Genomic DNA, 19,913 nt, shown 5'->3' on the forward strand with positions numbered 1-19,913 from the left:
CCGCCTGGGGACGCCTGGCAAGTCCCTCTCATCGCAAGGAACCCCGCATGGCCCACCCCAACGCCGAACTGATCGAGCGCTTCTACCAGGCCTTCCAGCGCCTCGACGGCGAGGCCATGGCGGCCTGCTACGCCCCCCAGGCGACCTTCCACGACCCGGCCTTCGGCGAACTGCGCGGGCGCGAGGTGGGCGACATGTGGCGCCTGCTGACCAGCCGGGCGCGGGACTTCCGCCTGGACTACGCGAACGTCCGCGCCGACCAGAACGAGGGGCGTGCGCAATGGGTGGCCCACTACCTGTTCACCCAGACCGGGCGCAGGGTGGAGAATCGCATCGAGGCCCGTTTCCGCTTCGCCGACGGTTTGATCGTCGAGCATCGCGACCAGTTCGACCTGTGGCGCTGGAGCCGCCAGGCGCTTGGCGCCAAGGGCCTGCTGCTGGGCTGGGCGCCGCCGGTGCAGCGGGCGATCCGCGGGCAGGCGCGCAAGGGCCTGGCCGCCTACCAGGCTGCCCATCCGGCGGCCGGCTGAGGCTGTCGGTGGCCGAAGCGCGGATAATCTCCTAAGCTCGCCGCGGACAACCCGCAGGACGCCGCGATGATCACGCTCTTCCAGTTCCCCGCCGCATTCAACGTACCCAATGCCAGTCCCTACTGCCTGAAACTGGAAACCTGGTTGCGCCTGGCCGGCCTGGAGTACCAGGTGAAGGTCGTCAGCGACCCACGCAAGGCGCCCAAGGGCAAGCTGCCCTACGTGCGTATCGAGGGCGAGGCGATCGGCGACAGCGAGATCGTCATCCGTACCCTCGGCGAGCGCTACGGGGTCACTCTCGACGCTGGCCTGGACGCCCGGGGCAAGGGCTGGGCACGGGCGATCACGCGCCTGTGCGACGAACACCTGTACTACCTGATGCTGTATTTCCGCTGGTTCGACGAGGACAGCTGGCGCGTGCTCAAGCCGGTGTTCTTCGGCTCGCTGCCATTCGGCGTGCGCGACGCGGTGGCCTGGGCCATGCGCCGCAAGGTCCGCGCTACCCTCAGGGCGCAGGGACTCGGGGTCCACGGCAGGGACGAACTGCTGGCCTTCGCCCGCGACGACCTCGATGCCCTCGACGGCCTGCTTGGCCAGGTCCCGTACTACGGCGGCGAACATCCGTGCAGCGCCGATGCTGCCGCTTACGGTATCCTCGCCAACCTCATCGAGGCGACCCTGGATACCCCGCTCAGCCATGTGGCGCGAGGCTATCCGCGCCTGGTGGCGTATTGCGAGCGGATGCGGGAGCGGGTCTGGAGTGAGTGAGGCGACGGCCGCCACGGCGGCGATCGGGAAGTGTTGGTCGGTCTACCTGGTGAGGGCGGAAAACGGCGCGTTGTACTGCGGCATCAGCGACGATCCGCTGCGCCGCTTCGACACTCATTGCAGCGGCAAGGGCGCGCGGTTCTTCCATTCCAGCCCCGCCCGCGCGCTGGTCTACGTCGAGGCCTGCGCCAGCAAGGGCGACGCCCTGCGCCGCGAGCGGGCGATCAAGGCCCTGAGCAAGCGCGCCAAGGAGCGCCTGTTGGTCGGCGTACCGGTGTTGCGCGAGGTCGGCGAGCCGGCAATCTAGGACGTTCATCTGCGGTCATGGGGTATTCGTGGGTTACCTGAAGAATCATTGGTGGAAACGCTGGATCCGCCGCCGCGGCTGCAAGCTGGCCGGCGGCCCGGCCAGTGTCGGCAAGCGCACCACGCTGGTGCTCGAGGAGCAGGTCGAACTCGGCCACCTGCGCATCGTCCCGCCGAGGCTGGAGATCGGCGCCTACAGCTATGTGCGCAGCGGCACCGACCTGTCCCTGGTGGCGTCCATCGGGCGTTTCTGCTCGATCGGCTCGGACTGCTTCATCGGCCAGGAAAAACATACCCATCCCAGCGACTGGGTGAGCAGCCACCCCTTCCAGCACACCGGCACCGCGCTGCGCTACGAGCCGGCGCTGAGCTACGCGGAAATCGGCCACGACGTCTGGATCGGACACAGCGCGATGGTGATGGAAGGGGTCAAGGTCGGGACTGGGGCGATCATCGCCACGCGCGCTGTGGTCACTCGCGACGTGCCGCCCTATGCCATCGTCGCCGGGACTCCGGCGCAGGTGATCCGCTACCGGCATCCGCCGGAGATCATCGAGGGCCTGCTCGCCTCACGCTGGTGGGAGCTGGATAGCGCCTTCCTCACCGGCCTGCCGCTGGACCGACCCCGGGAGTTCCTCGCCGCCCTGGAGGCGCGCGAGGCGCCGCGTGCGGCGTACCGGCGGATGACCATCACCCGCCAGGGGTGCCGGCTGGATTGAGCGCGCCCATCGCCAGGCCCATCGGGCCAGGCGATGGGGTGCCCTTCATGTCCCGGATTGTCATAGGCGCGTTTTCCCAGCCGCGCTAAGCTGGTGCCTCACATCCGCCCGGAGGCGCCCATGTCAGAGCTGATCCTGCATCACTATCCCACTTCGCCCTTCGCCGAGAAGGCGCGCCTGCTGCTCGGTTTCAAGCAACTGTCCTGGCGCTCGGTGATGATTCCGCCGGTGATGCCCAAGCCGGACCTGGTGGCGCTGACCGGCGGCTATCGGAAGACCCCGGTGTTGCAGGTCGGCGCCGATGTGTATTGCGATACCGCGTTGATCGCCCGTCGCCTGGAGCAGGAAAAGGCGGTCCCGGCGCTGTTCCCCGAAGGCCAGGAGATGGTCGCCGCGAGCTTCGCCCAGTGGGCCGACGCGGTGCTGTTCCAGCACGCGGTAAGCCTGGCGTTCGCCCCGGAGTCCATCGCCGTGCGCTTCGGCAAGCTGCCGCCGGAATTCCTCAAGGCCTTCATGGCCGATCGCAGCCAGCTATTCAGCGGCGGCAGCGCCGGCCGCCTGCCGTTGGAACAGGCGCGCCACCAGTGGCCGGCATTCATGGCGCGACTGGAGCGCCAGTTGTCGCGCGAGGACGGCGATTTCCTGTTCGGCGAAGCGTCCGTCGCCGACTTCGCCGTGGCGCACTGCCTGTGGTTCCTCAAGGGCACGCCGGTCACCGCGCCGCTGGTCGACGATTACCCGCAGGTGCAGGCCTGGTTGGGCCGGGTGCTCGGCTTCGGCCATGGCGCGCCAGCCGAGATGAGTGCGGAGGAAGCCCTGGAGGTGGCTCGCGGCAGCCAGCCCGCGGCATTGCCGGACGAATCCTTCAGCGACCCCAACGGTTTCCGGCCCGGCCAGGCGGTCGCCATCGCCGCCACCGACTACGGTGTCGACGCGGTACAGGGCGAACTGCTCTTCGCCGGCAGCGAGGAACTCATCCTGCGCCGCGAAGACCCGCGGGCGGGTACCGTGCATGTGCATTTCCCGCGCCTGGGCTTTCGCATCGAGGCGCGTTGAGGCATGCCGGCGGAGACCCCGCCGCCGCGCCCGGACGCCGATCCGCCGCAGTGCGCGTTGCCCGAGGCGAGGCCGGACCGCGACGCTGGCACCAAGCTGCGCGCCGCGGTGCTCGGCGCCAACGATGGCCTGGTGTCGAACCTGTGCCTGGTGATGGGCGTGGCGGGTGCGAGCATGGCGCATTCGTCCATCGTCCTCACCGGGATGGCCGGACTGGTGTCCGGGGCCTGCTCGATGGCCCTCGGCGAGTGGCTGTCGGTGACCAACGCCCGCGAGATGGCGAGCAAGCGCATCGCCGAGGAAGAACGCTTGCTCAGGCTCTGCCCGGACACCGAGACCCAGGAACTGATCGATATCTTCACCGCCAAGGGGCTGAGCGAGGTGTCCGCCCGGCGCGTGGCCCTGCAACTGATGAACGACGGTCGTGGCGCGCTGGACACCTTGTCCCGCGAGGCCCTCGGCATCGATCCGACGGAGTTGGGCGGCAACCCGTGGAACGCGGCGGGTACGTCGTTCCTGCTGTTTTCCCTTGGCGCTCTGGTGCCGGTGGCGCCGTTCCTGTTCCTTGACGGTGCCGCGGCGCTGGTCGCAAGCCTGCTGTTCAGCCTGCTTGCGCTGCTGTTCAGCGGCGCGGTCACCGCCCGTTTCACCGGGCGGCCGCTGGCGTTCTCGGCGTTGCGCCAGGTGCTGGTCGGTACCCTTGCCGCGGCCTTCACCTATGGGTTGGGTACCGCGCTCGGCGTGGGCCTGGGCTGAAAGTCCTTCGCCTGCGGGGGACTCCGTTTTACACTGCGACACCCGGCCGGCGTGGCCGGGACCAGGAAAAACCGACCAGGGAGTGGCCATGAACGCCTACGACATCGAAATCGTCAACGACGCCGCGCACGCCGGCGAAGCCAACCACGGCTGGTGCTTCGGCCTGCCGCCGGGCATCCGTCCGGAGCAGTGGCCGCTGGATCCGGACACCGGCTATCCGCTGATGCACGGCTTCACCCTGCTGCTGCCGGAGGACTACCGGGTGCATGGCCCGGAGATCGTCGCGCTGAGCTTCTTCTCCCTCGCCCCGGACCAGAACGACGGTGGACCGACCAGCGTCGACGGCATTCGCGAGATGCTCATCGATCCGCCCGCGCAACCGCCGGCCGACGCGGAACTGCGGCCGTTCTGGGAGGCCGGGCGCAATAGCCATCCGCGTCTGCACCGGATGGAGGACATCCTCGGCGGTGCCTATGCGTTGATCCTGCTCGACGCCGCTGAATTCAGCGGCGCGCCCTGCCAGCCGCCGGCGCTGCCGGCGGGCAACCCGCTGCTGGCGCAGACCGAGCCGCCGCAGTGGCTGGAGGCTGGTTCGGCGGCCAGCTTCGTGCCGGACTGGGCGGAGGACGACTACTACCTGCTGCGCGCCCTCGGTGGTCGCCCCGCGGCCGGCCACCAGCAGCGCTACCCGCTGCGCTGGACGGCGCGGGCGCAAGACCCCAACGCCGGGGTGGTGCCCAGCGAATACGGCGACGGCGGCTACCAGCTGCCGCACTACTGGCTGGACGGCAAGATCGAGCGCGACAACTACCGCGAGCATCCCTGGGTGGAAGGGCACCTGCCGAACCATATCGGCGGCACCATGCGTCCGGTGCAGGGTGTGCCGGAGATGAGTCCCTTCTACGTAGAGTTCGAGGAATACCTGGGCGGCTACAACTTCGGCGGCGGCAACGCCCAGCTCGATTTCCGCGACATGCGCTTCGACTGGGCCTGCGGCTGAGGAGGGAAAGGGAGCGCCGGCGGCGCTCCGGGGCGGCGCGGGTCAGTCCATGCGCCGCTTGAGCTGGTCCTTCAACTGGGTCGGCAACTGGCGGATGATCAGCATGTCGCGCTCTTCGTCGTATTCCACCTTGGAGCCCAGCAGGTGCGCCTCGAAGCTGATCGACAGGCCTTCGGCGCGGCCGGTGAAGCGGCGGAACTGGTTGAGGGTGCGCTTGTCCGCCGGGATTTCCGGCGACAGGCCGTAGTCCTTGTTACGGATGTAGTCGTAGAACGCCCGCGGTTGCTGGTCGTCCATCAGTTCCGAAAGCGCGTCGAGGGTCATCGGCTCGCCGATGCGCGCCTGCGAGGTGGCGTAGTCGACCAGCGTCTCGGTCTTCTCGCGGGCCTGTTCCTCGGCCATGTCCTCGCTTTCCACGAAATCGCTGAAGGCTTTCAGCAGGGTGCGCGTCTCGCTCGGCGAATCCACCCCTTCCTGGCAGCCGATGAAGTCGCGGAAATAGTCGGAGACCTTCTTCCCGCCCTTGCCCTTGATGAACGAGATGTACTGCTTCGACTGCTTGTTGTTGCGCCATTCGGAAATATTGATCCGCGCGGCCAGGTGCAACTGGCCGAGGTCCAGGTGGCGCGACGGGGTGACCTCCAGCGACTCGTTCACCGCCACGCCTTCGCTGTGGTGCAGCAGGGCGATCGCCAGGTAGTCGGTCATGCCTTGCTGGTAGTGGGCGAACAGGACGTGGCCGCCGGTGGAGAGATTGGACTCCTCCATCAGCTTTTGCAGGTGCTCGACCGCTTCGCGGCTGAAGCCGACGAAGTCGCGGTCGCCCTCCAGGTACTCGCCGAGCCAGCCGCTGAACGGGTAGGCCCCGGACTCGCCCTGGAAGAAGCCCCAGGCCTTGTTCTTGGCGTTGTAGCTTTCGTTGAGGTCGGCCAGCAGGTTCTCGATGGCCTGGGAGTCGCCCAGCTCGGCGTCGCGCGCGTGGAGCACGGCCGGGGTGCCGTCGGGCTTCTTCTCGATCAGGTGGACGATGGCGTGATGGATCGGCATGTCAGGTTCGACCTTTCAGGTAATCGGCGGCGCCGCGCAGGTTTCCGCGACGCTGCGGGACACGCCGCTGGCGCGCCCGCGGATCGGCCAGTTTACCCGAGGTTGCCGGCTTCTGCCTGCGTCGCCTGGCGTTCCTGCAGACCGTGCAGGCGCTTGATCACGAAGTTCAGGTGCAGGTGCAGCTCGTACAGCTCGTGGTAGTAGGAGAGCGGCACCTCCACGGTGTTCAGCTCGCTCTCCAGTTTCTCCAGCCGCTCGATCTCGCTTCTCAGTTGCTCGGCGTCGGTGCCGCTGTCGAGCTTGCGGTCGATGTCGCGGATGTAGCGGTACCAGCGGTAGATGCGCGCGCGGATGCGCCAGCGATACAGCGGGCCGATGGACTTCATCAGCGGGATGAGGATGGCGATGAACGGGATCAGCAGGATGATGTAGCGGTCCGCCAGGGAGGCGATGCGGAACGGCAGGTAGCGCTGCAGCAGCGGCAGGCCGCTCTTGTAGTAGCGCTCGGCGTCCTCGTGCAGGCGCAGGGTGCGCGGCTCGGCGCTGGGGAAGGCGCCGGGCTTGTCGAGCAGGCTGCCGTCCTTCATCACCTCGCGCGCGGCTTCCAGTACCAGCGGGATCAACGCCGGGTGGAAGCGCTCGTTGATCACCAGGGTGGCCACCGGCGACAGGGTGCTGATGTTTCGTTCCGGCACGTTGCGCGGCAGGTTGAGCAGGCCTTCGCCGACCTCGACCCGCTTGAGGAACGGCAGGCGCGCCTCGTAGGCGGCGCTGCGGCGGAAGTTGACCAGGCGAAGCTGGTCGTTGTCGGCCAATTTCTGGATCGCCGGGTTCTCCGCCGGCCCGACGATGAACGCCGCGTCCAGCTTGCCGGCCAGCAGGTCGTCGACCACCGCGTTGCCGCCGCGGGCTTCCCAGGTGATCGGATAGTGTCCCGGGGCGATGTCGTTGGCCTGCAGGATCGCCTCGGTGGCGGCGCGGGTGCCGCTGCCGTCGCTGCCGATGGCCAGGCGCAGGTGCAGCAGGTCGCTGAGCTGGTCGATGTGCACGTTGCTGCGGTGGAACAGCCAGAGCGGCTCCTGGTAGACCGCGCCGAGGGTCTGCAACTGGCGCGCCTGCCCGGCTTCGAGCTGGCGCTCCTGGCCGCTCTGGACCAGGGCGATGTCGACCTCGCCGGTGCCGAGCAGGCGCTCCAGGTTGTCGCGCGAGCCGGCGCTGGGCACCAGCTTCAGTTCGAAGCCCTGCTCCTTGAGCTTTTCCCGGAGCTTGCCGGCGAACACGGCGTAGCCGCCGCCCTCGGCGCCGGTGGCCATGGTCGCGCTCATCGGCGGCGGCGGGGCGACGAAATAGAACACCGCGGCGACCAGGGCGGCGATCACCGGGATCAGCCAGAGGTTGGCGCGGATCAGGATGGCGAGGTCCTTGAGCAGGTGCTTGATGCGATTCATGAGCGGTCCTTGTGCTGCTCTCCAGAAGGGTATGGCGGATGCGGGCGGGCGTACTCCTCAGCGTAGCCGAGGGTCACCGGCGGTCCGTGCGGAACTGCCGGCAGAGCACCCGGTGGCGATGCCGGAAGATGCGGGTGAGGAACCAGCGTACCAGCCCGGCGGCGAATAGCGGGCGCACGGTCAACTGGTCGACCAGCAGGCATTCCCCGGCCTCGCCCGGAGCCGGCAGGATGCGTCGCTCGTGGCGCCAGAGGCGCATGCCGGTCATCGGCGACTGTTCGATGAAGCCGCGGCCGGGCGTCAGCTCCAGCAGGGTCAGTTGCGAAGTGCCCAGCGGCAGCAAGCCGAACAGGCGCATGTGGCTGCGGAACAGCGGGCGCCGGGGCACCACCTCCAGGTCTTCGAGGCTGTGGATACCGGGCGGTACGCTCATGCTCAGCAACGGGCGTATCTCGCGGAGTATCCCGTCAACCGAGGTGATCCACCGCCAGAGCTGTTCGGGGCTGGCCTGCAGGCGCGATTCGAAATGCAGGCTGATATTCATCGCAGGCTCCTGCTAGGGTTGTGGGAGGACGCGCTGTCCATGGCGCCCGTGCCGTGCAAGCCTAAGACAGACGAACCGAGACGTCGAACCGAAGGAGGACGCCATGCTGATCCGCGCCGCAACCTCGACCCTGCTGGTGGTCGATATCCAGGAACGCCTGCTGCCGGCCATCGACGACGGCCCGGCGCTGGTCGAGTACAGCCAGTGGTTGTTGCGCGTGGCCCGCGCACTGGGCGTGCCGGTGCTGGCCAGCGAGCAGTACAGCAAGGGCCTGGGGCCGACGGTGGCGCCCCTGCGCGATGAGCTGGACGCCACGCAGATCCTCGAGAAGCTGGACTTCTCGGCCGCCGCCGACGGCGCCCTGCTGCGCGCGCCCGGCGGCGACCGCCGGCAGTTCGTGGTTTGCGGCAGCGAGGCGCACGTCTGCGTGCTGCAGACCGTGCTCGACCTGCTTGGCCGTGGTCGCGAAGTGTTCGTCGTGGAGGAGGCGATCGGCTCGCGGCGGCCGAGCGACAAGGCGCTGGCCGTGGAGCGGATGCGCCAGGCCGGGGCGATGATCGTGTCGCGGGAGATGGTCGCCTTCGAATGGATGGAACGCGCCGGCAGCGACCGCTTCCGCGAGATCAGCCGCAACTTCATTCGCTGAGCGGCGGTTGCTCGGCCTGGTAGCGCCGGGCCTCCTCGCGCAGCCAGTCGGCGAAGGCCTGGTGGCGGTCGCTCGGCGGCTCGCGCTGCGGCCAGACCAGCCAGTAGGGATAGGGGTAGGGCACGCGGATGTCGCCCAGTTGCACCAGGCGGCCCTCGGCGAGGGCGCCGGCGACCAGGCTGCGACGCTCCAGGGCGATGCCCTGGCCCAGGCGCACGGCTTCCAGCAGCAGGTTCGAGTCGTTGATCAGCAGTCCGTGCTGCGGTTCCGCCACGCCGGCACGCTGGCACCAGAGTGCCCAGGATTCGGTGGAGCGCAGGGTAGGGCAGGCGACGATCTCGCTCGGCGTGCGCGGCAGGCGGCCGCCGTTGAAGTCGGGCGCGGCGACCATCAGCAACTCGTCGTCGAACAGGCGTTCCCGACCGACCCCTTCCCAGTCGCCCTTGCCGATGCGTACGCCGAGGTCGGCCAGGCCCTGGCGCAGGTTCTGCACGTCGAGACTGGCCACCAGCCGCACGCGACAGTGCGGATGGCGCTCGCGAAAGCGCGGCAGGCGCGGCAGCAGCCAGTTCAGGCCGAAGGACGGCATCACCGTGACCACCAGCTCGCCCTCCCGCGGACGCGCCCGCACCACCCGCGTGGCGTCGGCGATCTCGCCCAGAGAGGCGCGTACCTGCAGGGCGTAGAACCGGCCGTTCTCACTCAGGCGCAGGCCGCGCCCCTCGCGGACGAACAGGGCCAGGCCGAGGAGGTTTTCCAGCAGCTTGATCTGCTGGCTGATCGCCGAGTGGGTGACGTGCAGCTCGCTGGCGGCCTGGCTGATGCTGCCGAGCCGGGCGACCGCTTCGAAGCTGCGCAGCGCGGTGAGGGGAGGGAGGTCGCTCATGTAAGTTTTTCTAAAGGGTTCGCTGAATTTATCTCGATATTTTTCGCGTTGTGCAACGACTAGAGTGATTTTCCCAGGCGTCGCCCTCTTAGCGGCGCTTAATCATCGACAAAGGATGCCGCGATGCAACTGATCGGTATGCTGGATTCGCCTTTTGTGCGCCGGGTCGCCATCGCCCTGCGCCTGCTGGACCTGCCCTACGAGCACCGGCCGCTGTCGGTGTTCCGCAATTTCGAGGCGTTCAGCCTGTTCAACCCGATGGTCAAGGCGCCCACGCTGGTGCTGGACGATGGCACCGTGCTGATGGACTCCAGCCTGATCCTCGATTACCTGGAGTGCCTGGCCGGCCGCGAACGCAGTCTGCTGCCGCAACGGCCGCAGGCCCGTGCACGGGCGCTGAGTCTGATCGGCGCGGCGCTGGTGGCCTGCGAGAAATCCGTGCAGATCTACTACGAACTGAACCTGCGTCCCGAGGAACGCCGCCATGGCCCCTGGCTGGAGCGGGTGGAGGGGCAGTTGCTGGCGGCCTACGACTGGCTGGAGGCAGCGCTGCGCCAGGAGCCGCTGGCACGCGACGGCGGCATCGAGCTGGTCGGGGTGACTGTTGCAGTGGCCTGGCGCTTCAGCCAACTGGTGGTCGCGGAGCGGGTCGCCGCCAGCGAATACCCGGAACTGGCAAGCTATTCGGATTATGCGGAAGGGTTGCCGGTGTTCCTCGAGACGCCGCCGGTCTGAGCCCGCGAGGGGCCAGGCTGGCGCCCCTCGAACGGCTCGATTCCGCCTGCGCCCGGCCTCGGTTCGTCGGCTGGCCGCCCCGACCTGGGTGCTGCGGGTCGGTACCGGGCACATGCCGGGGCGGGCCGCGATCGGGGCCCGTTCCGCGCCGTGGCGTCAGCGGGCGAACGCCTGTGCGGGATCGACCGACGGCTCGACCGCGATCGCGATTTTTCCCCGGATGCCATTGTCGCGACTCTCCAGGCGGGCGTGGGCGAGGGGGATGTCGGCAAGCGAATAGACGGCGCCGACATGCGGGCGCAACCGGCCGCGCTCGACCAGGGCGCTCAACTCGTCGAGCTTGCCGCGGTTCTGCCGGGTGAAGACGAAGTGATAGCTCGCGTTCCGGCCCCAGGCCTGGAGGAGGTTCTGCGGCTGGGCGAGGTCGACGATGCTGACCACGCGGCCGAGCTGCGCGAGTACCTCGGGGCTGCGCGACAGGGTGTCGCCGCCGATGCTGTCGAACACCACGTCGACGCCGTGGCCTCCGGTTTCCCGCAGGATGGCCTCGACGTAGTCCTGCTTCTGGTAGTCGATGAGCACATCGGCGCCCATCTGGCGGGTGAACTCGAAGTTGACCTCGCGCACTGTGGTGAAGACCCGGGCTCCCATGGCCTTCGCCAACTGGATCGCGACATGCCCGACGCCGCCGGCGCCGCCATGCACCAGGATGCTTTCGCCGACCCTCAGCGCCGCGCGTGTGACCAGCGCTTCCCAGGCCGTGCCGCCGACCAGGCTGAGGCTCGCCGCCTCCAGGTGGCTCAGCGCGGCGGGCTTCCTGCCGATGATGCCTTCCGCTGCCAGGTGGTACTCGGCATAGCTGCCCTGGCCTTCGAAGATCTGCGGGGTGTACCAGACCTCGTCTCCCGGTGCGACGGCGGTCACTCCCGGCCCTACCGCTTCGACGACGCCGGACACGTCATGCCCGGTGATGGCCGGAAGCGCTACCAGGTCGGGGTAGTCGCCGCGACGGACCTGGTAGTCCAGCGGATTGATCGAGGTCGCATGGACCCGCACCAATACCTGTCCCGCCTGCGGCACCGGTTTGGGCACTTCGCGCAGCTCGAAGGATTCCGGACCGCCAAACGCCTTGAGTATCAACGCTTTCATTGCATATCCTCGTTTCGGTAAAAAGGGATATCGGGAATTTTCGATATATTGTGGTGTAGAAAGAACTACAGTTCCGCGCCGATTAGCTCGACGAGGGCACGGATATTCGCTTCGTTGCGCTTGTAGTAGGTCCATTGGCCGATCCGCCTGACTTCGACCAGGCCCGCCCGTTGCAGGATCGCCAGGTAATCGGACACGGTCGACTGCGACAGGCCGACGCCCTCCTGGATACTGCTGACGCAGACGCCCACGGTGTCGACGTCGCCCTCGTCCTGCGGAGGAAAGTTCTTCGCCGGGTCCTTCAGGCCTTTCAGGATTTCCAGGCGTGTCCGATTCGACAGGGCTTTGAATGTTTCGAGCAGGTCCATGGCGGCGAGGATATCGGGAATTTCCGATTTGTCAATCCGGGACGACGGAGACCTGCCGTCGCTGTTGACCTCAAGTTAGGTTCAGGTCCTAGAGTGCCATCCGGCGTTCCCGCCGTTCCTCCCGATCAGCGCAGGCCCTGCGCTCGTTGGCGCCGGAAGGGCGTCGAGCGACGACCGCCCGTACTCTGCAAAGGACCCGGAATGGACACCCAGACTTCATTGATGATCTTCCAGCTCACCTGCTGCCTCGGCTTCGCCCTGTGGCTGAGCCTCGCCCTGATCAACAACCTGCAGGCCTTCGCCAGCTCGGTGGGGGCGATCGGCGTGACTATGTCGATGGCTCCCCTGGCCCAGCCGCCCGCGATCGACATGCCCTTGCTGGCGCGGGCGGTGCGCTCGCCGCTCATGCACCGCCTGGCCTTGTCGATCATCGTCGCGCTGCAGGTCGCTGCCGTCGTCACGGCCTGGACCGGCTGTTACGAACTGCTGTTCGGCGCCGGCCTGGAGACGGCCCGGCCCTGGCTCAACCTGGCCCTGAGCGCGGCCCTCGGCTTCCTCTTCGGCATGCTGCTGGGCGGGCTCTGGTTCGGCTATTGGATCCGCCAGGAGGGATTGCAACTGACCCACCTGCTGCTGGTGGTCTGGGTGCTGGCGAACTTCTTCGTGCTCAACGTCCGCTGAAGCTGACGGGGACTGCCGGTACGAGGGCGCAGGGCGCGAGGACGGCGACGGTGGAGCGAGCCGGACGCCCGTCGATAGCGCGAAGTCGCATCTCGCTCCTGCCACCCGGTCCCTCGGCTCCCCTCTGTTCGCACGCGCTGCATGGGCTGACGCAGCTGGAACTGCCCCCGGGCAGTGGCAGCCGGCTGCCTCGAGGACAGGTGCTCCGGCTGGCTCGGCATGGTCACTGGAGTTCAGCCCCGGGGTTCTTCGAGGAAAGCAGAACCTGCGGCATCGGCTCCTTTCGCCCGACTGGGCTCAGCGCAGCTCTTCGGCGGCGGCGACCAGTTGTTCGAGTTGATGGTGGATCTGGGCCCTGTCCAGCAACTGCAAGGGCTGGCGGTTCCAGAGCAGCCGTTCGCCGCTTTCGGGGTCGCGGCCCAGGATCGGCTTGCAAGGGTCCTGGCTGAACAGGTTCTGCTCGCTGGCCGTAGCGTCTCCTTGTCCTTCCAGGCGGGTGAACATCAACAGGTGATCGGTCGGATGTTCTGCCAGATGGCAGAGATGCGGGCCCACCTGCAGGCTGAGTACGCTCTCCTCGTCATTGGGCGTCGGGAGATCGAGAGCGAGAAAAAGCTGGTGGATGGTGGCGCGGTAGAGTGGATTCATGGCGTGTTCCGAGTCACTGGAGGCAGCCATTAGAGCAGTGCCAGCCCGGAGAAACTGTTAATCGGGGTTCTCTTTTTTTAGGTTTTGCCGCTGCCGATTCCAGTGGAAAAACGGTGGCCGATCCTGATAGGCGATGGGGTGTCCGTTTTTGGGCTCGGCAGCGGAGCCGGGTGGCGAGGCGTGCTGGCTATTCGCCCAGTGGTTCCAGGAGGGCTGCTGTCCAGCGCTCCTTGCGCCAGGCCCGGCGCTGCTTCTTGTCGAGGTAGGTCCAGGCGACGAAGCGACTCTGCTTCTGTCCCTGGGCCATGTCCACCACGCGGATATCGCTGGCGCCCAACGTCTTCAGGCGCTCCTGGAGGTTCGGCAGGTTGCTCGCCTTGGACACCAGGGTGGTGAACCAGAACACCTGCGTGGCGAACGCCCGGCTTTCCTCGGCCATGCTGGCCAGGAAGGCCGCTTCGCCGCCCTCGCAGTACAGCTCGGCGCCCTGGCCGCCAAAGTTCAGTAGCGGCAGGGTACGGGTCGGGTCGAGCTTGCCGAGGTTCTTCCACTTGCGCCGGCTGCCGCGCGTGGCTTCGTCCAGCGAGGCGTGGAAGGGCGGGTTGCAGAGGGTCATGTCGAAGCGCTCATCGACGCCGATCAGGCCCTGGAATATCTGCCTGCGATCAGGCTGCCGGCGCAACTCGATGGCAGCGGCGAAGCGTGGGTTGGCGGCGAGGATCGCAGCGGCCGAGGCCAGCGATTGCGGGTCGATGTCGGCGCCGACGAAGCGCCAGCCGTATTCGTGGTGGCCGAGCAGGGGGTAGATGCAGTTGGCTCCGGTTCCGACGTCCAGCGCACGCAGGCTGGGACCGCGTGGAATCAGGCCATCGTGGCTGGCGCCGAGCAGGTCGGCCAGGTAGTGCAGGTAGTCGGCGCGACCGGGAATGGGCGGGCACAGGTAACCATCGGGTATATCCCACTCGCGTACGTCGTAGAACTGTTGCAGCAGCGCGCGGTTGAAGGCTTTCACCGCCGCCGGATCAGCGAAGTCGATGCTCTGCCTGCCGTACGGATTGAGGATGACGAAGCGCTCCAGTTCCGGGCTGCCGGCGATCAGGCGCGGAAAGTCGTAGCGTCCCAGGTGGCGATTGCGCGGGTGCAGCGGGCTGGCGCTCTTGCGCTCGGCGTCGGGATGCGGGCTGGTCGGGCGGGGCATGTTCTCGGTTTCCGTGACGGCGAGGCGGGCATTATTCACATCCGCCGGAGGCTGGCCAGTGTTTCTGCCGAGCGGCGCGCTCCTGGCCCGGTCACAATGGAAACAGCCACGGAATCACCAGCACGCAGACGAACATCACCAGCAGGGTAAATGGCACGCCGATCCGGACGAAGTCGCCGAAGCGGTATTGGCCAGGGCCCAGCACCAGGGTGTTCACCGGCGAGGAAATCGGCGTCATGAAGGCTGCCGAGGCCGCCACCGCCACCACCATGGCGAAGGGGTAGGGCGAGGCGCCGATCTGGTTGGCGGTGGCGATGGCGATCGGCGCCATCAGCACCGCGGTAGCGGTGTTGGAGATGAACAGGCCGATGGCCGCGGTGAGCAGGAACAGGCTGGCCAGCAGCACGCGCGGGCCGGCGTCGCCGAGGGCGTCGACCAGCAGCGAGACCACCAGGTCGATACCGCCGGTCTTCTGCAGGGCCAGGGCGAAGGGCAGCATGCCGACGATCAGGACCAGGCTTTGCCAATGGATGGCGCGGTAGGCGCCGTCCATGTCGATGCAACGGAACAGGCCCATCAACAGGCAGCCGACCAGCGCCGCGACCACGTTGGGAACCACTCCGCTGACCATCAGCGCCACCATCACGGCCAGGCTGAGCAGGGCGTGCGGCGCCTTGCTCAGGGCCGGCGCCACCTCGTCGATCTCCGCCGGCAGGCTGAGCACCAGGAAATCGCGGTTGCGTCCCTGCAACTGGCGGATCGCCTTCCAGGCGCCGATCACCAGCAGGGTATCGCCCAGGCGCAGCTTCTCTTCCAGCATGCCGTCGGTGAGCGCTTCGTGGTCGCGACGCAGGCCGACTACGTTGAGCCCGTACTGCGAACGGAAGCCCAGCTCCAGGACGCTCTTGCCGAGCAGGGTGGAGTCCGGCGGCAGAGTCACCTCGGCCATGCCGACCTCCCGCGACTGGTCGATGAAGTAGCTGGCGCGGAACGGCAGGCGCACCAGGTTCAGCTCGGCGCAGCGCCGGTCCATGTCCTCCGGAGGGGCGAAGACGTCCAGCAGCAACACGTCGCCCGCCTTCAGCTCGGTGCTGCCGCCGACCTTGACCACCTCGCTGTGGAACTTGCGCACCCGCTCCAGGCCGACCACGTTGGCGCCCAGGCGGGTGCGCAGTTGCAGTTCTTCCAGGGTGCTGCCGATCAACGGCGAGCCGAGCTGGACCTGCAGGCGCCGTTCGCGGCCGGCCAGGCGATAGTCGCGGATCAGGTCGCGCAGGGTCCGCCGTGCCTTCGGCGCGCCGACTTCCGCCGGGCTGGCGGCGTTCAGCCAGTTGCGCGTGAGCAGCATGTAGGCTACGCCGATGGCGAGCACCATCAGGCCTATCGGGGTGAAGGCGAAGAAGCCGAAGCCGGCATGACCCTCGCGCGCCAGCTCGCTGTTGACCACCATGTTCGGCGGTGTGGCGACCAGGGTCATCATGCCGCTGATCAGTCCGGCGAAGGCCAGCGGCATCATCAGCCGGCCCGGAGGGATCTTCAGCTTGGCGGCGATGCTCAGGACCACCGGGATGAAGATCGCCACCACCCCGGTGGAACTCATCACCGAGCCCAGCCCGGCCACCGCCAGCATCAGCAGTACCAGCAGGCGCGCTTCGCTGCTGCCGGCGCGGGCGATCAGCCAGTCGCCGACCTGGTAGGCCACCCCGGTACGCACCAGGCCTTCGCCGATCACGAACAGCGCGGCGATCAGTATCACGCTGGGATCGCTGAAGCCGGCCAGGGCTTCGTTGAGGGTAAGGGTTCCGCTGACGCTGAAGGCCATGATCACCAGTAGGGCGATCACGTCCAGGCGCAGGCGGTTGTGGATGAAGAGGGCGACGGTGGTGGCGAGCAGGCCGACCACCCAGAGCAGTTCGAGGTTCATGCGGGCATCTGAGCGGGAGGATGCCTGCGAGTGTGGCAGACGGACGCGGATCGCGCCTTGATCTGCTGCAGGTCGACGGCGCCTCCCCGCTTCGCAGCGGAGAGGCGCCGTGGCCCTGTCAGCCGAGGAGGAGGGCGTCGTCGGCGAGCTTCTCGCCGCGCACCTTCTCGAACATCGCCAGCAGGTCCGGTACGTCGAGGCCCTTGCGTTGCTCGCCGGAGACGTCCAGCACCACCTGGCCCTGGTGCAGCATCACCGTGCGCTCGCCCACGTCCAGCGCCTGGCGCATGCTGTGGGTGACCATCATGGTGGTGAGTTTCTTCTCGGCGACGATCCGTGCGGTGAGATGCAGGACGAAGTCGGCGGTGCGCGGGTCGAGCGCCGCGGTGTGTTCGTCGAGCAACAGGATGCGCGACGGCTGCAGCGCCGCCATCAGCAGGCTGACGGCCTGGCGCTGGCCGCCGGAGAGCAGGCCGATGCGGTCGCCGAGGCGGTTCTCCAGGCCGAGGCCGAGGGTCGCCAGGCTTTCCCGGAAACCGTCGCGCATCGATGCCTGCACCGCCCTGCCGAGGCCGCGACCGGTACCGCGACGCTGCGCCAGGGCCATGTTCTCCTCGATGGTGAGGTCCTCGCAGGTACCCGCCATGGGGTCCTGGAACACCCGCGCGACGCGGTTGGCGCGGGCCCAGACCGGCTTGCGGGTGACGTCTTCGTCGTCGATCAGGATCTGCCCGCTGTCGATCGGCAGGTCGCCGGATACCGCGTTGAGGAAGGTCGACTTGCCGGCGCCGTTGGAGCCGATCACGGTGACGAACTGGCCGGCCGGGATGTCCAGCGACAGGCCGCGCAGGGCGCGGGTCTCGATGGGGGTGCCGGGGTTGAAGGTGATCTTCAGGTTCTTCGCGCTGAGCATGGTCAGGCTCCCTTCTTGCCGAGCAGGCGTTTCTTCATCATCGGAATCACCAGGGCGATGGTGACCAGCACCGCGGTGACCAGGTTCAGGTCCTGGGCCTGCAAGCCGATGAAATCGCTGTTCAGCGCCAGGGCGATGAAGAAGCGGTAGACGATGGCACCGAGGATCACCGCGAGGGTCGCCAGGATCAGCCGGCGCGAGGGCAGGATGCTCTCGCCGACGATCACCGCGGCCAGGCCGATGACGATGGTGCCGATACCCATGGAGATATCGGCGCCGCCCTGGGTCTGCGCGAACAGCGCGCCGGCCAGCGCCACCAGCGCGTTGGAGATGGCCATGCCGAGCAGGATCATGCCGCCGGTGTTGACCCCCTGGGCACGGGCCATCCGCGGGTTGGAGCCGGTGGCGCGGATCGCCAGGCCTTTCTGGGTGGTGAAGAACCAGTCCAGCAGCAGCTTCGCGGCGATCACGATGAACACCAGCAGCAGCGGGCGGAACACATAGTCGCTGAGCCATTCCGGCTGCAGCAGGGTGAACAATGTCGGCTCGGCGATCAGCGGTACGTTGGGCTTGCCCATGATGCGCAGGTTGATCGAGTAGAGCGCGATCATCATCAGGATGCTGGCGAGCAGGTCCATGATCTTCAGCTTGACGTTGAGCAGGCCGGTGGCCAGCCCGGCCAGTGCGCCGGCGGCGGTGGCCGCCAGGGTCGCGCTGTACGGGTCCCAGCCAAGGGCGATGAGGGTCGCGCAGACCGCGCCGCCGAGCGGGAAGCTGCCGTCCACCGTGAGGTCGGGGAAGCGCAGCAGGCGGAAGGAGATGAACACGCCGAGTGCCACGAGGCTGAAGATCAGGCCGATCTCCAGGGCACCGAACAGGGAAAACAGAGACATGACTTCGTAACCGAGTGCGTGAAGGCAGGATTATCGTGCCGTCCGGCCACGGGCGGGACGCCCGCGGCCGGCGGCCGCTTTTTTTACTTGATGACTTCCGCGGCCGACTTGAGCAGTTCGTCGGACAGGGTCACGCCCTGCTTCTGCGCGGCCCCGGGATTGACGAACAGCTGCAGGTTGTCGCTGGTCTCCGGCTTGATCTCGCCCGGCTTCTCGCCCTTGAGGATGCGCACCACCATGCGGCCGGTCTGCTTGCCCATCTCCTTGTAGTTGATGCCAAGGGCGGCGATGGCGCCGCGCTTGACGCTGTCGGTGTCGGAGGCGATCAGCGGGATCTTCGCGTCGTTGCCGACCTTGACCAGCGCCTCGTAGGCGGACACCACGTTGTTGTCGGTGTTGGTGTAGATCGCGTCGACCTTGCCGACCAGGCTGCGCGCCGCCGAGCTGACGTCCACCGAACGCGGGGCCGAGGCTTCGACCAGGCTCAGGCCCATCTTCGGCAGCAGCTCCTTCAGCTCCTTGACCACCACCACGGAGTTGGCTTCGCCCGGGTTGTAGACCATGCCGATGCGCTTGGCGCCCGGCACCACTTTCTTGATCAGCTCGATCTGCTTGTCCAGCGCGAGCATGTCGGAAACCCCGGTGACGTTGGTGCCGGAGGCTTCCCAGCTCGGCGTCAGGTGCGCGCCGACCGGGTCGGTGACGGTGCTGAAGACGATCGGGATGCTCTTGGTCGCGGCCACCAGCGCCTGGGCCGACGGAGTGGCGATGCCGACGATCACGTCGGGCTTGTCGCCGATGAACTTGCGGGCGATCTGCGCGGCGGTGCCGGTGTTGCCCTGGGCGCTCTGGTACTGCCACTTGAGGTTCTTGCCGTCTTCGTAGCCGGCCTCCTGGAGGGCCTCCTTGACCCCGTCGCGAGCGGCGTCCAGCGCCGGGTGCTCGACGATGGCGGTCACGGCCACCGACTTCTGCTCGTCGGCGTTGGCGCCGAAGGACAGGGCCATGCCAAGGGCCAGGGCACTGAGGGGCAACCATTTATTCTTATAGGCCTGCATCATGCGGCGATCTCCTGATTGTATTGGCGCGCTGTAGCGAATTGTTCTGATTGGGCGGTGCGGGTACAGCGTGGCCGAAACATCGCATTTTTCGCGCAAGTCGTCAGCAGGTTTGATGTTTTTTCTTGCGGTGGGATTACCGCTGGGGGTGATCCGGGTAAGGTGTCGGCGTCGGGCCGTGACCGAAAGGAGGCGACATGCTCACGACCATCGGCCGTTTTTCCCATCCCCTGGAGGCGCAGATCGCTCGCGCCCGCCTGGAGGCCGCTGGAATTCCGGCGTTCGTCGCCGACGAGCACACCATCAACATGCAGTGGCTGTACTCCAACGCACTGGGCGGCGTGCGCCTGCAAGTGCCCATGGTCTGTCGCGAAGACGCGGTGGCGCTGCTGGCCACCGATGAAAGCGATGCGCTGCGGGCCGAGCAGGGCAGCAGCGAGTTCCAGTGCTTGCGTTGTGGCAGCGACCAGGTGGCCTGGAAGGTGGACGGCCGCCGCCTGGCCTTCCTTGGGATCCTGCTGCTCAACGTACCGCTGTGGCCGATCCGGCGTCGGTTGGTGTGCGAGGTCTGCGGTTTCCGCAGCGAAGTACCGATGCCTCTAAGCGAGTGAAAGCAAAACGCCCGCCTCTGGGAGGCGGG

Annotated in this window: 23 protein-coding genes; 11 read left to right on the forward strand and 12 right to left on the reverse strand. The window is 67.5% G+C overall.

Features of this window, described 5'->3' with window-relative positions; all coding sequences use genetic code 11:
- Positions 1-47 precede the first annotated feature (47 nt).
- The 7 genes from VQ067_RS05675 (at position 48) to VQ067_RS05705 (ending at position 5,135) form a co-directional block, all read left to right on the forward strand.
- Positions 48-530, forward strand: a complete 483-nt coding sequence (locus VQ067_RS05675; RefSeq protein WP_003092923.1) for a nuclear transport factor 2 family protein — start codon at positions 48-50, stop codon at positions 528-530.
- Between the two features lie 66 nt (positions 531-596).
- Positions 597-1,298, forward strand: a complete 702-nt coding sequence (locus VQ067_RS05680; protein ID WP_003092922.1) for a glutathione S-transferase C-terminal domain-containing protein — start codon at positions 597-599, stop codon at positions 1,296-1,298.
- Positions 1,291-1,605, forward strand: coding sequence for a GIY-YIG nuclease family protein (locus VQ067_RS05685; RefSeq protein ID WP_003119275.1), 315 nt, complete (start codon positions 1,291-1,293; stop codon positions 1,603-1,605). The genes VQ067_RS05680 and VQ067_RS05685 overlap by 8 nt, the downstream gene beginning before the upstream one ends.
- 28 nt (positions 1,606-1,633) lie before the next feature.
- Entirely contained in the window at positions 1,634-2,323 is a 690-nt protein-coding gene (locus VQ067_RS05690; protein ID WP_003092917.1) for a CatB-related O-acetyltransferase, read from the forward strand.
- 120 nt (positions 2,324-2,443) lie between these two features.
- Positions 2,444-3,379 (forward strand): glutathione S-transferase family protein, encoded by a 936-nt coding sequence (locus VQ067_RS05695; RefSeq protein WP_003137812.1) that lies wholly within the window; start codon positions 2,444-2,446, stop codon positions 3,377-3,379.
- Between the two features lie 3 nt (positions 3,380-3,382).
- The gene (locus tag VQ067_RS05700; RefSeq protein ID WP_031638721.1) at positions 3,383-4,135 is read left to right on the forward strand and encodes a VIT1/CCC1 transporter family protein; all 753 of its coding nucleotides are present in this window, start codon (positions 3,383-3,385) and stop codon (positions 4,133-4,135) included.
- A gap of 88 nt (positions 4,136-4,223) precedes the next feature.
- A complete protein-coding gene (locus VQ067_RS05705; RefSeq protein ID WP_003092910.1) occupies positions 4,224-5,135 on the forward strand; it encodes a hypothetical protein in 912 nt (303 codons plus the stop codon).
- 42 nt (positions 5,136-5,177) lie between these two features.
- Here the strand turns inward: VQ067_RS05705 and yejK are convergent, their stop codons facing one another.
- From yejK to VQ067_RS05720, 3 genes are all read right to left on the reverse strand, one after another.
- Positions 5,178-6,182, reverse strand: a complete 1,005-nt coding sequence (gene yejK / locus VQ067_RS05710; protein WP_033991042.1) for a nucleoid-associated protein YejK — start codon at positions 6,180-6,182, stop codon at positions 5,178-5,180.
- A 92-nt stretch (positions 6,183-6,274) separates the two neighbouring features.
- On the reverse strand, positions 6,275-7,630 hold the full coding sequence (locus VQ067_RS05715) for a TAXI family TRAP transporter solute-binding subunit (RefSeq protein WP_003111143.1): 1,356 nt from the start codon (positions 7,628-7,630) through the stop codon (positions 6,275-6,277).
- A gap of 73 nt (positions 7,631-7,703) precedes the next feature.
- Positions 7,704-8,174, reverse strand: a complete 471-nt coding sequence (locus tag VQ067_RS05720; RefSeq protein ID WP_009313437.1) for a hypothetical protein — start codon at positions 8,172-8,174, stop codon at positions 7,704-7,706.
- A gap of 103 nt (positions 8,175-8,277) precedes the next feature.
- Here VQ067_RS05720 and VQ067_RS05725 point away from each other — a divergent pair, with 103 nt between their 5' ends.
- Complete coding sequence (locus VQ067_RS05725) at positions 8,278-8,820, forward strand: hydrolase (protein ID WP_009313438.1); 543 nt, start codon at positions 8,278-8,280, stop codon at positions 8,818-8,820.
- Here the strand turns inward: VQ067_RS05725 and VQ067_RS05730 are convergent.
- Positions 8,810-9,706 (reverse strand): LysR substrate-binding domain-containing protein, encoded by an 897-nt coding sequence (locus tag VQ067_RS05730; RefSeq protein ID WP_003100573.1) that lies wholly within the window; start codon positions 9,704-9,706, stop codon positions 8,810-8,812. The genes VQ067_RS05725 and VQ067_RS05730 overlap by 11 nt on opposite strands.
- 123 nt (positions 9,707-9,829) lie before the next feature.
- Between VQ067_RS05730 and VQ067_RS05735 the strand changes: the two genes are divergently transcribed.
- Entirely contained in the window at positions 9,830-10,441 is a 612-nt protein-coding gene (locus VQ067_RS05735; RefSeq protein WP_003118301.1) for a glutathione S-transferase, read from the forward strand.
- A gap of 156 nt (positions 10,442-10,597) precedes the next feature.
- Here the strand turns inward: VQ067_RS05735 and VQ067_RS05740 are convergent, their stop codons facing one another.
- Both VQ067_RS05740 and VQ067_RS05745 read right to left on the reverse strand, forming a co-directional pair.
- Entirely contained in the window at positions 10,598-11,590 is a 993-nt protein-coding gene (locus tag VQ067_RS05740) for a zinc-dependent alcohol dehydrogenase family protein (RefSeq protein WP_033991044.1), read from the reverse strand.
- A gap of 65 nt (positions 11,591-11,655) precedes the next feature.
- Entirely contained in the window at positions 11,656-11,958 is a 303-nt protein-coding gene (locus VQ067_RS05745) for an ArsR/SmtB family transcription factor (protein ID WP_003092893.1), read from the reverse strand.
- 201 nt (positions 11,959-12,159) lie between these two features.
- Between VQ067_RS05745 and VQ067_RS05750 the strand changes: the two genes are divergently transcribed.
- Positions 12,160-12,639, forward strand: coding sequence for a DUF2165 family protein (locus VQ067_RS05750; protein WP_033991045.1), 480 nt, complete (start codon positions 12,160-12,162; stop codon positions 12,637-12,639).
- Between the two features lie 297 nt (positions 12,640-12,936).
- On the opposite strand, the gene VQ067_RS05755 is transcribed toward VQ067_RS05750, so the two are convergent.
- From VQ067_RS05755 to VQ067_RS05780, 6 genes are all read right to left on the reverse strand, one after another.
- Positions 12,937-13,287 carry a CesT family type III secretion system chaperone gene (locus VQ067_RS05755; protein ID WP_003092889.1) on the reverse strand — a complete coding sequence of 117 codons (351 nt, stop codon included), beginning with the start codon at positions 13,285-13,287 and terminating at the stop codon, positions 12,937-12,939.
- Positions 13,288-13,474: 187 nt separating this feature from the next.
- On the reverse strand, positions 13,475-14,485 hold the full coding sequence (gene rlmF / locus VQ067_RS05760) for a 23S rRNA (adenine(1618)-N(6))-methyltransferase RlmF (RefSeq protein ID WP_033991046.1): 1,011 nt from the start codon (positions 14,483-14,485) through the stop codon (positions 13,475-13,477).
- A gap of 91 nt (positions 14,486-14,576) precedes the next feature.
- The gene (locus VQ067_RS05765; protein ID WP_003092885.1) at positions 14,577-16,409 is read right to left on the reverse strand and encodes an SLC13 family permease; all 1,833 of its coding nucleotides are present in this window, start codon (positions 16,407-16,409) and stop codon (positions 14,577-14,579) included.
- Between the two features lie 118 nt (positions 16,410-16,527).
- Complete coding sequence (locus VQ067_RS05770; protein ID WP_003159390.1) at positions 16,528-17,322, reverse strand: ABC transporter ATP-binding protein; 795 nt, start codon at positions 17,320-17,322, stop codon at positions 16,528-16,530.
- Positions 17,323-17,324: 2 nt separating this feature from the next.
- Positions 17,325-18,215, reverse strand: a complete 891-nt coding sequence (locus VQ067_RS05775) for an ABC transporter permease (protein WP_015502418.1) — start codon at positions 18,213-18,215, stop codon at positions 17,325-17,327.
- Between the two features lie 83 nt (positions 18,216-18,298).
- Complete coding sequence (locus VQ067_RS05780; protein WP_003100588.1) at positions 18,299-19,276, reverse strand: ABC transporter substrate-binding protein; 978 nt, start codon at positions 19,274-19,276, stop codon at positions 18,299-18,301.
- Positions 19,277-19,470: 194 nt separating this feature from the next.
- Between VQ067_RS05780 and VQ067_RS05785 the strand changes: the two genes are divergently transcribed.
- On the forward strand, positions 19,471-19,884 hold the full coding sequence (locus tag VQ067_RS05785; protein ID WP_033939632.1) for a putative signal transducing protein: 414 nt from the start codon (positions 19,471-19,473) through the stop codon (positions 19,882-19,884).
- Positions 19,885-19,913 lie beyond the last annotated feature (29 nt).

Origin of the sequence: Pseudomonas sp. KBN12P06040, assembly GCF_037574965.1 — a bacterium.
GTDB classification, from domain to species: Bacteria; Pseudomonadota; Gammaproteobacteria; order Pseudomonadales; family Pseudomonadaceae; genus Pseudomonas; species Pseudomonas aeruginosa.